The organism is Microbacterium umsixpiens, assembly GCF_053543675.1.
Window position 1 is genome coordinate 1 of the sequence record NZ_JBLVOH010000030.1, and the last position, 15,061, is coordinate 15,061.

At 67.7% G+C, this 15,061-nt stretch carries 18 protein-coding genes; 3 read left to right on the forward strand and 15 right to left on the reverse strand.

Annotated features, from left to right (window positions below; all coding sequences use genetic code 11):
* The 14 genes from ACNPM4_RS03155 to ACNPM4_RS03220 all read right to left on the reverse strand — a co-directional run.
* Positions 1-1,743 (reverse strand): PH domain-containing protein (locus tag ACNPM4_RS03155; RefSeq protein ID WP_448984667.1); only part of this gene is annotated, 1,743 nt, incomplete at its 3' end.
* Entirely contained in the window at positions 1,740-2,321 is a 582-nt protein-coding gene (locus tag ACNPM4_RS03160; RefSeq protein WP_448984668.1) for a PH domain-containing protein, read from the reverse strand. The genes ACNPM4_RS03160 and ACNPM4_RS03155, both read right to left, overlap by 4 nt.
* Positions 2,272-2,754, reverse strand: a complete 483-nt coding sequence (locus ACNPM4_RS03165; protein ID WP_448984669.1) for a DUF3180 domain-containing protein — start codon at positions 2,752-2,754, stop codon at positions 2,272-2,274. Before ACNPM4_RS03165 ends, ACNPM4_RS03160 begins: the two co-directional genes overlap by 50 nt.
* On the reverse strand, positions 2,751-3,290 hold the full coding sequence (folK, locus tag ACNPM4_RS03170; RefSeq protein WP_029262839.1) for a 2-amino-4-hydroxy-6-hydroxymethyldihydropteridine diphosphokinase: 540 nt from the start codon (positions 3,288-3,290) through the stop codon (positions 2,751-2,753). The genes ACNPM4_RS03165 and folK overlap by 4 nt, the downstream gene beginning before the upstream one ends.
* Complete coding sequence (folB, locus tag ACNPM4_RS03175) at positions 3,287-3,682, reverse strand: dihydroneopterin aldolase (RefSeq protein ID WP_029262840.1); 396 nt, start codon at positions 3,680-3,682, stop codon at positions 3,287-3,289. Before folB ends, folK begins: the two co-directional genes overlap by 4 nt.
* A gap of 44 nt (positions 3,683-3,726) precedes the next feature.
* Positions 3,727-4,536 carry a dihydropteroate synthase gene (gene folP / locus ACNPM4_RS03180; protein WP_448984670.1) on the reverse strand — a complete coding sequence of 270 codons (810 nt, stop codon included), beginning with the start codon at positions 4,534-4,536 and terminating at the stop codon, positions 3,727-3,729.
* A complete protein-coding gene (gene folE / locus ACNPM4_RS03185) occupies positions 4,536-5,141 on the reverse strand; it encodes a GTP cyclohydrolase I (protein ID WP_448984671.1) in 606 nt (201 codons plus the stop codon). The genes folP and folE overlap by 1 nt, the downstream gene beginning before the upstream one ends.
* Position 5,142: 1 nt before the next feature.
* Positions 5,143-7,143 carry an ATP-dependent zinc metalloprotease FtsH gene (gene ftsH / locus ACNPM4_RS03190; RefSeq protein WP_105711033.1) on the reverse strand — a complete coding sequence of 667 codons (2,001 nt, stop codon included), beginning with the start codon at positions 7,141-7,143 and terminating at the stop codon, positions 5,143-5,145.
* A 71-nt stretch (positions 7,144-7,214) separates the two neighbouring features.
* Positions 7,215-7,766, reverse strand: coding sequence for a hypoxanthine phosphoribosyltransferase (gene hpt, locus ACNPM4_RS03195; protein ID WP_448984672.1), 552 nt, complete (start codon positions 7,764-7,766; stop codon positions 7,215-7,217).
* 55 nt (positions 7,767-7,821) lie between these two features.
* Entirely contained in the window at positions 7,822-8,334 is a 513-nt protein-coding gene (locus ACNPM4_RS03200; protein WP_448984673.1) for a hypothetical protein, read from the reverse strand.
* Between the two features lie 2 nt (positions 8,335-8,336).
* Entirely contained in the window at positions 8,337-8,672 is a 336-nt protein-coding gene (locus ACNPM4_RS03205) for a hypothetical protein (RefSeq protein ID WP_448984674.1), read from the reverse strand.
* A gap of 86 nt (positions 8,673-8,758) precedes the next feature.
* Positions 8,759-9,199 carry a hypothetical protein gene (locus ACNPM4_RS03210; RefSeq protein WP_448984675.1) on the reverse strand — a complete coding sequence of 147 codons (441 nt, stop codon included), beginning with the start codon at positions 9,197-9,199 and terminating at the stop codon, positions 8,759-8,761.
* A 119-nt stretch (positions 9,200-9,318) separates the two neighbouring features.
* Positions 9,319-9,834 carry a hypothetical protein gene (locus ACNPM4_RS03215; protein WP_448984676.1) on the reverse strand — a complete coding sequence of 172 codons (516 nt, stop codon included), beginning with the start codon at positions 9,832-9,834 and terminating at the stop codon, positions 9,319-9,321.
* Positions 9,834-11,306, reverse strand: a complete 1,473-nt coding sequence (locus ACNPM4_RS03220) for an alpha/beta hydrolase (RefSeq protein ID WP_448984677.1) — start codon at positions 11,304-11,306, stop codon at positions 9,834-9,836. The genes ACNPM4_RS03215 and ACNPM4_RS03220 overlap by 1 nt, the downstream gene beginning before the upstream one ends.
* Positions 11,307-12,126: 820 nt before the next feature.
* Here ACNPM4_RS03220 and ACNPM4_RS03225 point away from each other — a divergent pair.
* Positions 12,127-12,729 carry a DUF937 domain-containing protein gene (locus ACNPM4_RS03225; protein ID WP_029262850.1) on the forward strand — a complete coding sequence of 201 codons (603 nt, stop codon included), beginning with the start codon at positions 12,127-12,129 and terminating at the stop codon, positions 12,727-12,729.
* 51 nt (positions 12,730-12,780) lie between these two features.
* Here the strand turns inward: ACNPM4_RS03225 and tilS are convergent, their stop codons facing one another.
* Positions 12,781-13,773, reverse strand: coding sequence for a tRNA lysidine(34) synthetase TilS (gene tilS / locus ACNPM4_RS03230; RefSeq protein WP_448984678.1), 993 nt, complete (start codon positions 13,771-13,773; stop codon positions 12,781-12,783).
* A 65-nt stretch (positions 13,774-13,838) separates the two neighbouring features.
* On the opposite strand from tilS, the gene ACNPM4_RS03235 reads away from it, so the two are divergent.
* Both ACNPM4_RS03235 and ACNPM4_RS03240 read left to right on the forward strand, forming a co-directional pair.
* Positions 13,839-14,486 carry a TMEM175 family protein gene (locus tag ACNPM4_RS03235; RefSeq protein WP_448984679.1) on the forward strand — a complete coding sequence of 216 codons (648 nt, stop codon included), beginning with the start codon at positions 13,839-13,841 and terminating at the stop codon, positions 14,484-14,486.
* Between the two features lie 40 nt (positions 14,487-14,526).
* Positions 14,527-15,018: an inorganic diphosphatase gene (locus ACNPM4_RS03240; RefSeq protein WP_046014122.1), complete on the forward strand. Its 492-nt coding sequence runs from the start codon at positions 14,527-14,529 to the stop codon at positions 15,016-15,018.
* Positions 15,019-15,061 lie beyond the last annotated feature (43 nt).

The window sequence follows — 15,061 nt, forward strand, 5'->3', positions numbered from 1 at the left end:
CGGCGGCGGAGTCACGGACGGCGGACCTGCGTACGCGGGCGGCCCCACGGGCTGCGTCTCGGATGCGGCGGCCGCATGCTCGCTCCAGCGGTGGGTCGTGTCGCGCGATGCGGCCTCGGCGGCCGCCCGGCTGACGTCGTCGAGCAGCGCCAGGGCATCGGCGCGCTCGAGGCCGGAGAGGTAGCCGGTGATGGGTCCCGGAACCGAATGCACCTGCGCGCCCGAGACCCGCTGCGACCGGTCGATCGGCCCCTGACTGAGCGAGACGCCCTGCAGGCGCGCGAGCGGGAACACGGCGAGCTTGCGCCAGACGATGCCCCGACGCAGCAGCAGGCCGAACTCCTCGACGAGGTAGCCGTGGCGCTTCCAGGAGAAGGGACGCCGCCACCATGCGCGCCGCGGCATCGTGCGGTACGTGTCGCCTTCGACCGGGCCGACGACGCCCTGCTCCCAGAGTGAGTGGATGCTCTCGGCGGGAACGTCCGGCAGCACCAGCGCGAGCACGCGCTCGACGTCGGCGCGCTTGCCGACCGGCAGCACCACGTTGAACTGCTGTCCACTGCCGGAGGACTGCTGAGCGGCGCTCTTGCCGCTCATCCGGTTGATCTTGATCGTCCACCAGCCGAACGGGCGCCACAGCAGCGACTGCGTCACCTCGACGGCGAAGATGCGCCCAGGCGGGAGCGTCTCGGTCACGGTCGTGAGGAGCCCGTACGTGATGCGCACGCCGTCGGGGGTGGGGGCGATCGAGTAGCGCAACGACTTCGAGATCTGCGCCCAGGTGATACCGACCACGGCGATCACCAGCGGCACTCCCATGCCGAAGCCCAGCCCGAGCAGCACGACGCCGCCGTCGGTGTCGCCGTCGATAAGCAGGCCGATCAGCGCGCTGCCGAACGCGATCGCGAAGATCGCGCCGAAGAACACGACCCACAGCAGACCCGAGATCAACTGCGATCCGACGAGGCGCCCGGTCGGGATCTTGACGACGCTCTCGGGGACGACGTCGGCGAGGTCGACGCCCGCGAGGAGGTCGTTGACTCCGGCGTTCACCGATCCGACCAGCTGCGCACGCGCGGATCCCGGCGCGGTCGCAGCCGGGGCCGAGACGGAACCCGGGTTCAGCGCGGCGTTGCGGGCAGCTCTGGCGCCCGATGCCAGGCGCAGGATGTCCGACCTCACGGACTCGGCGCGCGACGTCGCGAGGTACTCGAGTTCGACGTTCGCATCGTTTCCGGCGCCCACGACCTCCAGCTTCGCGAGTCCGATGATGCGCGCCGGGAACGGACGGGTCAGGTTGACGCCCTGCACGCGATCGAGCGGAGCCCGGCGGTGCGAGCGGAAGATGAACCCCTTGCGCACCTCGACGTGGTCGCCGGTGATCCGGAACTGATGGAAGCGCCGGACGAACCAGAAGATCAGCACGAGAACGATGACGAGTCCCAGCACACTGAGCAGCGCGACGAGGATCAGGTTGTTGGAGAGCACCCAGTCGACGGGATCGCCGCCGGAGTAGTCACCGACGTGCGCCTCTTCCGGCGCGAAGAGCGCGACGGCCCAGGTGATGAGACGATCGCGCATGTTCGTGATCACGATGCCGGCGACGATGATCAGCACCAGCCCGCCCTTGAAGAGCGGCGTGAGCGGATGCATGCGGTGCCACTCGCCGTTGGCGAGGGTGGTCGACGAGTCGACGCCGGTCGCCCGCGTCCTCGGGGCGGGCGGGAGCTGCGGCTCGCTCACAGGCCGGTCCGGCGGGTCTCGGCGACGTGGATGAGGGTGTCGCGCAGCGCCTCCGCCGCCTCCTGGGTGAGGCCGGGGATCTGCACGCCGGTCGTCGCGGCGGCCGTCACCATCTTGAGCTGCGCGATGCCGAAGCCGCGGTCGAGCGGACCCTGGGTGATGTCCACCAGCTGCATACGGCCGTAAGGCACGGCGATCATGCGCTGCCAGAGGATGCCCTTGCGGAACACGATGTCGTCAGCGCGCAGCATGTAGCCGATCGCCTTCGCCTGCCGCGGGAGGATGATGAGCGCGATCACCGTGATGAGGAGGACGACTCCGGCGGGGATCCACACCCACCGCTGGTCCAGCACGAGGCTGAGCACGAGCGCCGCGGCGGCGACGATCACGAGGAAGATCACGTTCTGCACGATCTGCGACACCACGTAGCGCGGCGAGATCTGGTGCCACGCACCGTCGAGCTCCAGCCGGGCCTCGTTCCGAGCCGTCCGCAGCTCGGAGTACGTGCCCTGGTCGAGGGCGTCGAGGTCAGTGCCCTCCGCCGGGTTCAGGGGCGCGGTCTCTGGGTTCTGAGTCATCAGGATCCTTCGGCAGGGTGCAGAACTGTTCGGCGACGAGCGCGGCGATCGTGAGGACGATCGCGCTACCGATGAGGGCCAGCATGGCCACAGTCGACCCTACCTGTGGATCGACCGGCCGCGAGAGGAGGAACACCAGCAGCCCCGCTCCGAAGCCCGCCATGATGGCACCGAGCAGGCTCGAGGCACGGGCGAGCGTCGCCGCTCTCAGCGCGCGGAACGGATCGATACGCACGCCCGAGCGCACGCTGCGGCGCACCGGCCAGGCGACGCCCAGGGAGGCAGTGGCGATGAGCAGAAGCAGCACCGGGAGCAGCAGCGACGGCGTGAACGTGACCCGGCCGGACGCCGTGAGCAGATGATCGAGCAGGAAACCGCCACCGGCCGCGAGCAGTGCGAGCAGAAGCAGGAGCCCCGCAGAGGTGCGCCTCATCGTTCGCCCCGGCCGCGCAGATCGGCCGCGAGGTCGGCCACGCGCCCTCGTCCGAGAAGCTCCGCATCCGGGTCGACGTCGAGCCAGGGGTCGAGCACGAAGAGGCGTTCCGCGGCGCGCGGGTGCGGCAGCTGCAGACGCGGTTCGTCCGAGACGACGTCCCCGTACGCGATGAGGTCGAGGTCGAGCGTGCGGTCGCCCCACCGCTCGCGGCGCTCCCGACCGTTCTCGTCCTCGATGGCGTGCAGCATCCCGAGGAGGATCTCCGGGGCGAGACGCGTGGTGACCAGGGCGACCGCGTTCACGTACCCCGGCGCCTCGGGATCCGGTCCGTCGAGGCGGAGTGCGACGGTCTCGAACAGGTCGGAGAGTCGCACATCGCTCACGAGCGGCAGGCGGGCGATCCGTTGCGCCGCGGCGCGGATCGTCTCGTGCCGGTCACCGAGGTTCGCGCCGAGGGCGACGACGGCCACGGTCTCCGGGCGTGCCGGGCGGGGGTCGGGCAGCTCGGGCGCTTTCGCGAGGTCCCGGCTCATATCGTGATGTCCTCGAGCGCCTGCGGCGGGCGGCTGCGGTTCACAGTGACCGCCACATCGGCGAAGTTCAGCGGGATCGGGGCGTGCGGCTTGTGCACGGTCACCGTCACGTTCTGCACCCGCTCGTCCTCGAGCGCCGCCGACGCGATGCGTTCCGCGAGCGTCTCGATCAGATTCACCGGCTCGCCCGCGACGATCGCCGCCACCTTCTCGGCGAGCTCGCCGTAGTGCACGGTGTCGGTCACGTCGTCAGAGGCCGCGGCCTGATCCAGCGACAAGCGCAGGCGGAGGTCGATCGTGAAGTCCTGGCCCTCTTCCCGCTCGTGCGTGTAGACGCCGTGGCGGCCGAAGACGGTCAGACCGGTGAGGACGATCTCATCGAGGAAATCCATGACTCTAGCGTACGGGGGACCCACCCCCTCGGCTGGGTGGGGGTTCAGCCTGCCCAGGCGTGCGTGATCGCGAGCGCATCGCGGGTGCCGGCCACGTCGTGCACGCGCACCGCCCACACCCCGGCGCGGGCCGCCAGGGCGCTGGTGACGGCCGTCGCGAGATCGCGGCGTGACTCGGAGACCTCGTCGTCCGCGCCGGCTTGCTGACGCAGCGCCTCCGCCAGGAAGCGCTTGCGCGAGGTGCCGATGAGCACGCGAGGACCCAGAGCGACGATCTCGTCGAGTCCGCGCAGCACGTCCCAGTTCTGCGCGCCGGCTTTCGCGAACCCGATACCCGGATCGAGGATCAGTCGCGACGGTGCGATCCCGGATGCGGCGGCTTCGCCCATGCGCTCCTGCAGCTCTCCCGCCACCTCGCGCGCGACGCGACGGTACTCGGCGTTCGCATACATGTCGGAGGAGAATCCGCGCCAGTGGCCGATCGCGTAGTCTGCCCCGGATTCCGCGACGGCTGCCCGCATGTCGGGGTCTGCAAGCCCTCCGGAGACGTCGTTCACGATGCGCGCGCCGGCCCGCACGGCTGCGGCGGCGGTGCCCGCGTTGAGCGTGTCGATGCTGACCGGCACGCCTGCCGCGGCGAGCTGCTCGATCACCGGGATCACCCGCTGTTGTTCGATATCGGCACCGATGCGGTCGGCGCCGGGCCGGGTCGACTCACCGCCGACGTCGAGCACCGCGGCGCCTTCGGCCCGCAAGCGCAGACCGTGGGCGACCGCCCGATCGACGTCGAGGTAACGACCGCCGTCGCTGAAGGAGTCGGGGGTCACATTGACGATGCCCCAGATGCTCGTCATCAGCGCGCTGCTCCGGATCCCGCCGACGCGCCGATCAGCGTGATGAGCTCGGTCCTGGCGACGGCATCCGTGTACTCCCCGCGCGCCGCGATCGTGAGGGTGGACGCCTCACTCTGGCGTCCGCCGCGCATCGTGACGCAGCCGTGCGAGGCGTCGAGCACGACGAGCACTCCCCGGGTGTCGAGATGCTCCGCGATCGTGTCGGCGATCTGCTCGCCGAGGCGTTCCTGCACCTGCGGACGGGCGGCGAGGATCTCGACCACGCGAACGAGCGCCCCGAGACCGACGACCTGCTCGCCCGGGAGATACGCGATGTGAGCGTGCCCAGCAAACGGCAGCAGGTGGTGCTCGCAGACCGAACGGAAGCGGATGTCGCGCAGCAGCACGGCCCCGGAAGGCAGGGTGTCGGGCGCGGGTCCGCGCGAGACGCTGATGGTGCGTGCGAGCGGTTCGGTGGGATCCTCCCCGACGCCCGCGAAGAACTCGGAGTACAGCTCGGCCATGCGCGACGGCGTCTGCTTCAGCCCCGGTCGATCAGGATCTTCGCCGATGGCCTCGAGCAGCTCGCGGGTGAGTCGCTCGACACGGTGCCTGTCGACGGTCACGTCACGCCGTCGCGGGTCGCGGGTTCCCGGCTCCCGCCGAGCCCTGCTGCGCGCGGGGTGCGGTGGCGGGTGCCTCGACGGATGCCGCGAGCGAGACGTCCTTCTTGGGCACCTCGATCGGGGGCCGCTCCGACACCGGACGGTCTTCACTCGACAGCCACAGCGGACGCTCCGGAAGCTTCTTCACCTCGGTGAAGATCTCGGCGATCTGGTTGTGGTCGAGGGTCTCCTCCTCGAGGAGCGCCAGGGCGAGCTTGTCGAGGATGTCGCGGTTCGCGCTGATGACCTCGTACGCCTCGTTGTGCGCCTGCTCGATGAGCGCGCGCACTTCGGCATCCACCCGCTCGGCGACGCGCTCGGAGTATTCGCGGCCACGGCCCATGTCACGACCGGCGAAGGGTTCGCCGCCCTCGCTGCCGAGCTTGACCGGTCCGACCTGTGTGGTCATGCCGTACTCGAGCACCATCTTGCGGGCGATCGACGTCGCCTTCTCGATGTCGTTCGATGCACCGGTGGTGGGGTCGTGGAAGATGATCTCCTCGGCGACGCGACCGCCCATGGCGTAGGTCAGTTGGTCCTGGAGCTCGTTGCGGGTGACCGAGTACTTGTCGTCCAGCGGCAGCACCATCGTGTATCCGAGGGCCTTGCCGCGGGGCAGGATCGTGATCTTGGTGACCGGGTCGGTGTAGTTCATCGCCGCCGCCGCGAGGGCGTGTCCACCCTCGTGGTACGCGGTGATCAGCTTCTCCTTGTCGCGCATCACACGGGTGCGGCGCTGCGGTCCGGCGATCACGCGGTCGATGGCCTCGTCGAGGGCGCGGTTGTCGACCAACTGCGCGTTCGAGCGGGCGGTGAGCAGCGCGGCCTCGTTGAGGACGTTGGCCAGGTCGGCACCGGTGAACCCTGGGGTCTTGCGGGCGACGACTTCGAGGTCGACGTTCTTCGAGAGCGGCTTGCCCTTGCTGTGCACCTCGAGGATCCGCTGGCGGCCCTTGAGGTCGGGGGCGTCGACGCCGATCTGGCGGTCGAAGCGGCCGGGGCGCAGCAGTGCCGGGTCGAGGATGTCGGGGCGGTTGGTCGCGGCGATCACGATGACGTTCGCGTTCGGGTCGAAGCCGTCCATCTCGACCAGCATCTGGTTGAGGGTCTGCTCGCGCTCGTCGTTTCCGCCGCCCATGCCGGCACCGCGGTGGCGGCCGACGGCGTCGATCTCGTCGATGAAGATGATGGCGGGGGCGTTCTCCTTGGCCTGGCCGAAGAGGTCGCGCACACGGGAGGCACCGACACCGACGAACATCTCGACGAAGTCCGATCCCGAGATCGAGTAGAACGGGGCGCCTGCCTCGCCGGCGACGGCGCGGGCGAGGAGCGTCTTGCCGGTTCCGGGAGGGCCGTAAAGGAGCACGCCCTTCGGGATGCGGGCGCCGATGGCCTGGAACTTCGCGGGATCCTGCAGGAACTCCTTGATCTCGTGGAGCTCTTCGATGGCCTCGTCGGCACCGGCGACGTCGGCGAAGGTGACGGTCGGCGTCTCCTTGTTGACGAGCTTGGCCTTGGACTTGCCGAACTGCATGACCTTGCCGCCGCCGCCCTGCATCGACGACAGCAGCCACCAGAACAGGAGGCCCAGCAGCACGAGCGGGAGGAGGAGCGAGAGGAAGCCGTCGAACCAGGTCGCACGCGGCACGGCGTCGTTGAAGCCGTCCTTGGGAGCAGCCTCGTTGATCGCGCTGACGACCTCGTCGGCGCGGGCGTCGACGTAGTAGAACTGCACATTCTCGGAGCCCTCGAACGCCTTGGAGAGGGTCATGTCGACGCGCTGGTCGCCGTCGGTGTTGACGACCTCGGTGACCGTGGTGCCGGAGAGGAGCTTGAGCCCCTCCTGCGTCGTGATCTGCTTGGGCGCACCCAGATTCGAGATCAGCAGGAAGCCGCCGAACAGCAGCAGGCCGATCAGCGCGACGTAGATCAGCGGATTCCGGGTGAGCTTCTTCACATCCATGATCGGATCAGCGTATCGCGCGCGCCCTAGGGGGTCGCTGTACGTTCACCCACGGCGTAGCGTGCCGCGCGTCAGGAGTAGACGTGCGGGGCGAGCACCGCGACGTCGCGCAGGTTGCGGTAGCGCTCGTCGTAGTCGAGGCCGTATCCGACGACGAAGTCGGTGGGGATGTCGAAGCCGACGTACTTGCAGTCGATGTGGACCTTCGCGGCCTCGGGCTTGCGCAGCAGGGCGAGCACCTCGATCGACTCGGCGCCGCGGGATCCGAAGTTCTCGAGCAGCCAGCTGAGGGTCAGACCCGAGTCGATGATGTCCTCGACGATCAGGACGTGCTTGCCGTTGAGGTCGGTGTCGAGGTCTTTGCGGATCTGCACGACACCGCTCGACTTGGTGCTGGCGCCGTAGCTCGACACCGCCATCCAGTCCATCGGGGCGTGGAACGGCAGGGCGCGGGCGAAGTCGGCCATGACCATGACGGCCCCCTTGAGGACGCCGACGAGCACGAGGTCTTTGCCCTCGTAGTCGTGGGCGACCTGCGTCGCCAGCTCATCGAGCTTGGCGAGGATCTCCTCCTCTGTGACGAGGATCTGAGCAAGGTCGTCCTGGATCTCCGCGGCGCGCATGGATCGATTTTAGGTGACGGAACCGGGTGCTCCGGTTCAGGGTTCTCCGTTGCGATCAGGAATGGATCTCGTCGTGGTCGCCGCGGGTGGTCTTCGGGCTGAGCACGCCGATCTCGATGGTCTCGTACTTGCCCTCCTCGGAGCGCACCCACGTTACCTCGACATACCAGTCGTCCTTGCCGTAGGCGTCGGCGGTGCGTCGCCCCTCCGACGTCTCACGAGCGTCCGTGTGCTCCCACCCGTCTGCGAGCAGCTGGGTGGCGATCGCCTTCGCGGCCTCTTCAGAAGCCCCGTCGCGCTGAACCGGCTCAACATAGGTGTCGACCTGCCACCAGACCGAGTCCTCGGCAGACGGTCCGGCAGCTACCGGGTTCTGGAGCATCCGCCCTCGGGACTCCACATCAGGCGGCGTCGACGGCGCGAGGTCCGCCGGGATCATCCCCACGATCTCCTCCGCCAGCGCTTCCGCCTGCACCTGATACGCATCATGGCGACTCTCCGCGGCGGCGCAACCGCTCAACACGAAAGCAGCAATGAGCACGCCCATCACTCCCCAGAAACGTCTCATGTTCAGGAGCGAATCTCGTCGTGATCGCCGCGAACCGTCTTGGGACTGAGCACTCGGATGTCGATCGCCTCGTGAAGCCCCGACGCTGCGGTCACCCAGACGACCTCCACGTACCAATCGTCGCGATGGAAGCCCTCTGTCACGAGCTGGCTTTCCGAGGTCTCTCGGACCCGCTCGTGCTCCCACCCATCGGCTGCCATCCCATCGACGAGCGCCCTCGACGCGTGCACCTGTACCGGGCTCGGTTGGAATTCCTCCGGAATCAGCTCGACGACCTCCGCAACCCGCTCGTCCGCTTCAATCCTGTAGTCGTCGAGACGGCTCTCACTTACGCTCACCGAACATTCCCCAGCGCGAACACGGCGACGAGCGTCAGCGCAACCCCCGTGCCTCTCATCCCTGTGCGAACCATCCGCGATTCCGCTCAGGAATACACGTCCTCGTGATCGCCGCGAACCGTATCGGGGCTCACCACGAGGATGCTGAAGCTTTCGACGGTGCTCGGATCCGACCGAACCCAACCAACAGCCACATACCAGCCATCGCGCCGATACTCGTCCGACTTGTAAACCGGATCCGAGGATCCGCGCTCTTCAGCTTTGACCCACCCGTCATCGACCAGCGCAGACTCGACAGCCGTTGCGGCCGTCTCAGACGCCGCAGGCTCATTGACAAGGTCTACGAAGGTATCCACTTGCCACCACGCCGGCGTCTGAGGAGTCTGCCCCATGCTCGGCGCCAACTGTCCTCGAGAGTCAGTGTCGGGGCCTTCCGCAATCACTTCAGTGGGGATCGACTCGACAATCTGATGCGAGATCGCCTCGCCCTCAGCTCGAAACTCATCCAATCGACTTTCAGCCGACACGGCACATCCTCCGATCAAGCCCACCGACGCGAGCAGTGCAACGATTCCCCACCATCTCCGCATCAGTCGATCCCGCGACCAGGACCAGAACACACGCGGTCCAGACACGGACATCACGCTCATGAGTAGATGTCGTCGTGGTCCCCGCGCACGGTATTCGGACTCACGACTGAGATGTCGAAACGCTCCACCTTCCCCGGCACCGTCCGCGTCCACGCGATCTCGATATACCAACCGTCGCGACGGAAACCATCTGTGATGGTCTCCCCCCCGTCGGTTTCATCGACCCGCTTGGTGGTCCATCCATCAGCCTCGAGCGCGTCCGTCACCGCGACGATTGCATCTGCTGCTGCGTTCTCCTTCGCAATCAGACTGACGTTGGCCTGCGACTCCCACCAGGCCACGTCTTGAGGCCTTCGCTCCGATGTGACCCCGTTCAGCGGTGCCGTGCCCTCTGATCTCAAGTCTCCATCCATCACCGGCTGCAACTCCTCAGGGATGAGCCCAACCACACTCATCGCAAGAGCATCTGCCTTCTCCTGGTACTCGTCCAGCCGACTCTCCGGCGTCATTCCACATCCCCCCAGGGCCAGCACGCCGACAACAGCGAGGACCACTCCCAACAGACGTCTCATCATTCGATTGTGAGGTAATCCGGCTCATACCCCGGCATATCGATCCCGTCATGACGGACACTGACACGCGGCGTGCGGACGAAATCATCCGGCGCCCACGTAACCGCATCTCCGCCCGTGATCACCGCCACCATGTTGTTGAAGGCTGTAGAGCCCCTTTTGTAGATGGTGCTGTGCGCATCGATGGCGGCGGGGAATTCAGTATCAGGATCGTCGTAGTCCTCCAGATCCACGCTCTCGAGATCCCCGTCGTCGATCCACCCGGTCTCAAGACGTGTGACGCCTTCCGCATCGACAGCAGATTGCCCGTGCATCCAGCTCATCGCGTCAGGCTGGATGGCACCGACGACGCTGTCGTTGCGCACCATCATCGCGTAGTGCGGCACATCACTCGTGTTCGGGAAGTCCTCAAGGCCTGATACGCCGTGTCCCATTCCGGCAGCAGCCACGTAGAGAACCCGATCGGCCTCCAGGCCCGCCGCTTCCGCAAGACCCACGGTCGCCCCACCGTAACTGTGTCCGAGCACAGTGAGCACGGAGCCAGGAGGACGCGCTATCGCTCCAACGAAGTCTCGGAGCTTCGGAGCGAGATTCTCCGCATAGCCCCACGTCATCGCTTCCGGGATACTCCCGGGGAACCTCCCGCCCGCCCACTGGAAGACGGCAGAGGTACTGCCCGCCCTATCTTGAAGTTGACGTGAAACATCGTCTGAGAACGCTGCAGTTGTCGCCCCCGTGCCAGGAACCGATACCGCCACGTTCTCAACCCAAGCAGGAATGTCACCAGTGACATCGTCGAGGGGACCGTGATACGTTGCGATCGCATCCGATGCTGGATCGAAAACGACGACGCGAGCACCAATCTCATCGTGCGTCACGCGGTTCAAGTCCACCCAGTTGATCTTCTGTCCGAGCAGATCCTTCCACGCACCGATCGGCTCCCGCAGCTCGGCGATCTCGTCGCTCAGGCTCTTCCGTCGCTGGGCGCTCCAGTGGTTCCGCGCCGTCATCCCGTCGAGCTTCTCCTGGAGCCGGGCGATCTCCGCTTCCCGCCGCGCGATCTCGGCGCGGATGTTGGTGCGGTTCGCGGTGACCCGGTCACGGATCGGGATGCCGTTGAGGTTCCCGAGGATCATCGGTGATGCGGCAAGCAGCGCATCCCGCGTCGCCTGATCCATCGTGTTCCACGTCTCACGGATGATGTCCGGACCCCCGAGACCGGCCAGGGACTCGGCCGTGATCGCATTGACGTTCCCCGCCCACGCGAGACTGGCTGCCGCGAACCCCGCACCGCCGACCTTCCCGCCCTGCGTGACGGCGGAGATGAGCGGCACGGCGGCGACCGCGTTCACGGCACGCTGGTCGATCGCCGTGCGCTCCTCCGCCAGCGCGTTGTACGACGCCCGCGCCGTGTAATAGTCGTCGATCGCATCCTGCCAGCGACGCAGGTAGCTCGGGTCGTCGACGTACATCCACGACGGCAGCACCGCGTCCCACGGCGGCGCCCAGCCGGTGACGAACTCGCTCGCCGCGCTCAAGGCCTCGGCCCGACGCACGAAGATGTGGTCATAGGCGTTCTGCGCCGCCCGCAGCCGACGGGCACCCTCGCTCTTCAGCCCCTCCAGATCGGTCGCATACGCCGACACCGCCGTCGAGATGCCGTCCAGCCCCTCAGCCGCCTCGCCCAGGCGCTGCGACAGGAGCACCACGCGCGCACCGAGTTCGTCCGCCGCGGACGCCGTCATCGACGTGACGCTCGCCAGCGCCGCATCCGCATCGCCCTTGCGCTCTCGCGACGACGCCGCCCGCGTGGAGAACGTGGTCGCATACCCACTCACGGCGCCCGCGTCTCCGCGAGCCGGATCGTCGATCAGGCCTGGCAGACTCATTGCGCCGCCTGCTGCGCGAGCGCCTCGTCGTTGGCGGTGAAGGTCGATGCCACGGATGCCGCATCGGTCGCAGAGTTGGTCGCCGTCTGCGCGAGAGCCGACAGTATCTGCGTCAGCAGCGACTCGGCCTCACCCAGAGCGCCCTCGACCGAAGACGATCCGGCACCGCCGAACGACAGGCACGACGTGATGATCGGCGCGGCCCCGCAGTGAGCCGTGCCTGCGCTGCATCGAGCGCTTCTTTCTGAACATCGAGATCGGTCACCGATGCCCTTTCCCCCCGGACGCGTCTACCCTACGTCACGCGTCCGACGCTGCCGATGGGCAGATCTCCCCATGCCCACCGCATCCGCACTACTGTGAGCGGTGATGTGGGCGGACGCCCCGGACGGAAGGATTCACCATGGCTCTTGACGACATCCTCAAGCAGGTTCCGATCGACGACATCGCCGAGAAGCTGGGTGTCTCGCGGGACGAGGCGAAGGTCGCTGTCGAGCAGGGCGGCGCCGTGCTGCTGGGCGGGCTCGCGAAGAACGCAGAGACCGACGAGGGCTCCGCGGCCATCCAGAACGCGCTGAAGAAGCACGAGGGCACGGCCGGCGCTTCGAAGGTCGACGACATCGATCAGGCCGACGGCGACAAGATCGTCGCGCACATCCTCGGCTCCAAGAAGACGGAGGTCACGAAGGAGCTCACCGAGTCGAAGGCTACTCCCGGCATCGACTTCGGCAAGCTCCTCCCGATCCTCGCCCCCATCGTGATGGGCCTCATCGCGAACGCGACGAAGGACAAGACGGCGAAGGCGGATGCCGGAGCCGAGAGCTCGGGCGGCATCGGCGACGTCATCGGCGGGATCCTCGGCGGTGGCAACAGCGGCGGTTCGGCAGGCGGAGGCGGAATCGGCGACGTGATCGGCGGACTGCTCGGCGGTGGCAAGAGCGGCGGCTCCGGCGGCGGCATCGACCTCGGCGGCATCCTCGGCGGCCTCTTCGGCGGCAAGAAGTAGTCACACCCCGCACTTCCGGTCGCGAGGCGAAGGCGCTTCGGCGGAGGGTCCTCAGCGACCGGATGCGGTGAAGACGATGCGGCCGCCCTGGCGCACAGCCGCGCACCCGGGCAGATCGATCGGCCCCTGACCGCGCCAATCGGTGACGAGCCGCGCGACCTCGATGGTCTGCGTCCTCGTGAGACTCACCCCGAACTCGCTGTCGACGACGAGGCGGATGATGCGGTTGCGCAGTGCTGCGGGGTTGGCGGCGAGCGCCGCGACGCTCACCGAGATCCCCGCCTCCGCATGCTCGACGATGTCCTCGATCGTCTCGTGGATCATCTCGTCGAAGGCCTCGGCGTCCTCCCGCAGCTGCTCCGCGGTGCGGACGAGGGCCTCGGCGATGCCCGGGCCGAGCTCGGCCTCGAGCACCGGCAGCACGCGCTCCCGCACCCGCACCCGCGCGTAACGGTCGTCGAAGTTGTGAGGGTCGTCCCAGACCTCGAGATCGGATGCGGCGCAGAACGCCCGTGTGGTCTCGCGACGGACGCCGAGCAGCGGACGCAGCCAACGGAGCCCGTCGTCATCTTCCCGCGAGGGCGCCATGCCCTGCAGGCTGGTGGCGCCCGAGCCGCGGGCGAGTCCGAGGAGCACGGTCTCGGCCTGGTCGTCGAGGGTGTGGCCGAGCAGAACGGCAGCGGCGCGGACATCCGCCGCCGCGTCACGGAGCACACGGTACCGCGCGTCGCGCGCTGCGGCCTCAGGTCCGCCTTCGCCATCCACCTGCACGCGCACGATCAGCGGGTCGAGTCCGAGCGCCGCTGCCGCCTGTGCCGCCGTCGACGCGACCTCGGCGGAGTCATCCTGCAGGCCGTGGTCGACGGTCAGTGATGCCGCACGGAGACCCAGCTTCGACGCTTCGAAGGCCGTCGCCGCGGCGAGCGCGAGAGAATCGGGGCCCCCGGAGAGCGCGACGATCACGGTCGAACCTTCGGGAAGGTCGACGAGCGCGGTGCGCACGGCCAGGCGGATCTCGGCGATGGCGGGAGAGAGTGATGGCACGGTTCCACGGTAGGGCACGGTCGCACCCCATGCGGGCGGCACGAGCACGGGTCTATCCTGACGCCGTGAACGATCACCCGCGCACTCAGCCTTTCCGGACCGAACGCTTCAAGGCGTTCGTCGATGCCGTGGTCGCGATCGCCATGACGCTGCTCATCCTTCCCCTCATGGAGTCGGTGTCCGAGGCCGCATCCGACCATACGAGCACAGCCGAGTTCTTCGACGAGCACTCGGGTCAGCTGCTGAGCTTCGGACTGAGTTTCCTCCTGATCGCGACGTTCTGGATGGGACACCACCGCCAGTACCGTGACGTGGAGTTCGTCACCGGTCCCCTGCTGTGGATCAACGTCGCGTGGATGGCGACGATCGTGTGGCTCCCGGTTCCGACCGCGATGATCGGGCAGATGGACACCGACCCGCTGCAGGCCGTGGTGTACATCGGCACGCTGATCATGACGCAGGTGACCACCCTCGCCGGATGGCTCTACCTGGCGCGCCATCGCGACCTCGGCACCGTGTCGACCGAGACCATCCGCCTGGGGGCCATCGGCGATGTCGCCTCGATCGTCCTGTTCACCGCCGCACTCGCGATCGCCGTCGCGGCTTCGCCGAACGGATACACGGGGCTGTTCCTGCTGCTCCTGAGCGACCCGATGAGCCGTCTGCTGAATCGTCTCCTCCGAAAGCGCCGGAGCGAGCCGCAGGTAGGCTAGTCCGCGGCATCCAACCGAACTTTTCCTGAGGAGCACACGCATGGGCGCACACGACGCCGTCATCGAGATCCCGCGCGGCAGCCGCGTGAAGTACGAGGTCGACCACGAGACCGGACGAGTGCACCTCGACCGCGTGCTCTACACGACCTTCGGCTACCCCGCCGACTACGGCTACTTCGACAACACGCTCGGCGAGGACGGCGACCCGCTCGACGTGCTCGTGCTCCTCGACCACGCCATCTACCCGGGCGTCGTCGTCGAGGTCCGTCCCGTCGCCGTGCTGAAGATGAGCGATGAGGCCGGCGGGGACGACAAGCTCGTCGCCGTGCTGTCGAAGGACCCGCGCTGGGCGCACATCCAGGACATCGATGACATCGCCGACTACACGAAGAAGGAGATCTCGCACTTCTTCGAGCACTACAAGGACCTCGAGCCCAACAAGTGGGTCAAGGTCGACGAGTGGGGGAATGCCGCCGAGGCGCAGCGCATCCTCGACGAGGCGATCGTCCGTTTCGGCGAGCAGGGCCACTGACCCGCTGAGTCACCAGACACGAAAAGACCCCCGGTCCCGCAGA

What these genes read in the sequence shown, in the direction of transcription:
- ACNPM4_RS03240 (WP_046014122.1), top strand. Translation starts at nt 14,527, where the DNA reads ATGGGCGCACACGACGCCGTCATCGAGATCCCGCGCGGCAGCCGCGTG.
- folK (WP_029262839.1), bottom strand. Translation starts at nt 3,290, where the DNA reads ATGAGCCGGGACCTCGCGAAAGCGCCCGAGCTGCCCGACCCCCGCCCG.
- ACNPM4_RS03215 (WP_448984676.1), bottom strand. Translation starts at nt 9,834, where the DNA reads ATGAGACGTCTGTTGGGAGTGGTCCTCGCTGTTGTCGGCGTGCTGGCC.
- ACNPM4_RS03200 (WP_448984673.1), bottom strand. Translation starts at nt 8,334, where the DNA reads ATGAGACGTTTCTGGGGAGTGATGGGCGTGCTCATTGCTGCTTTCGTG.
- hpt (WP_448984672.1), bottom strand. Translation starts at nt 7,766, where the DNA reads ATGCGCGCCGCGGAGATCCAGGACGACCTTGCTCAGATCCTCGTCACA.
- ACNPM4_RS03220 (WP_448984677.1), bottom strand. Translation starts at nt 11,306, where the DNA reads ATGTACGTCGACGACCCGAGCTACCTGCGTCGCTGGCAGGATGCGATC.
- ACNPM4_RS03225 (WP_029262850.1), top strand. Translation starts at nt 12,127, where the DNA reads ATGGCTCTTGACGACATCCTCAAGCAGGTTCCGATCGACGACATCGCC.
- ACNPM4_RS03165 (WP_448984669.1), bottom strand. Translation starts at nt 2,754, where the DNA reads ATGAGGCGCACCTCTGCGGGGCTCCTGCTTCTGCTCGCACTGCTCGCG.
- ftsH (WP_105711033.1), bottom strand. Translation starts at nt 7,143, where the DNA reads ATGGATGTGAAGAAGCTCACCCGGAATCCGCTGATCTACGTCGCGCTG.
- folP (WP_448984670.1), bottom strand. Translation starts at nt 4,536, where the DNA reads ATGACGAGCATCTGGGGCATCGTCAATGTGACCCCCGACTCCTTCAGC.
- ACNPM4_RS03160 (WP_448984668.1), bottom strand. Translation starts at nt 2,321, where the DNA reads ATGACTCAGAACCCAGAGACCGCGCCCCTGAACCCGGCGGAGGGCACT.
- folB (WP_029262840.1), bottom strand. Translation starts at nt 3,682, where the DNA reads ATGGATTTCCTCGATGAGATCGTCCTCACCGGTCTGACCGTCTTCGGC.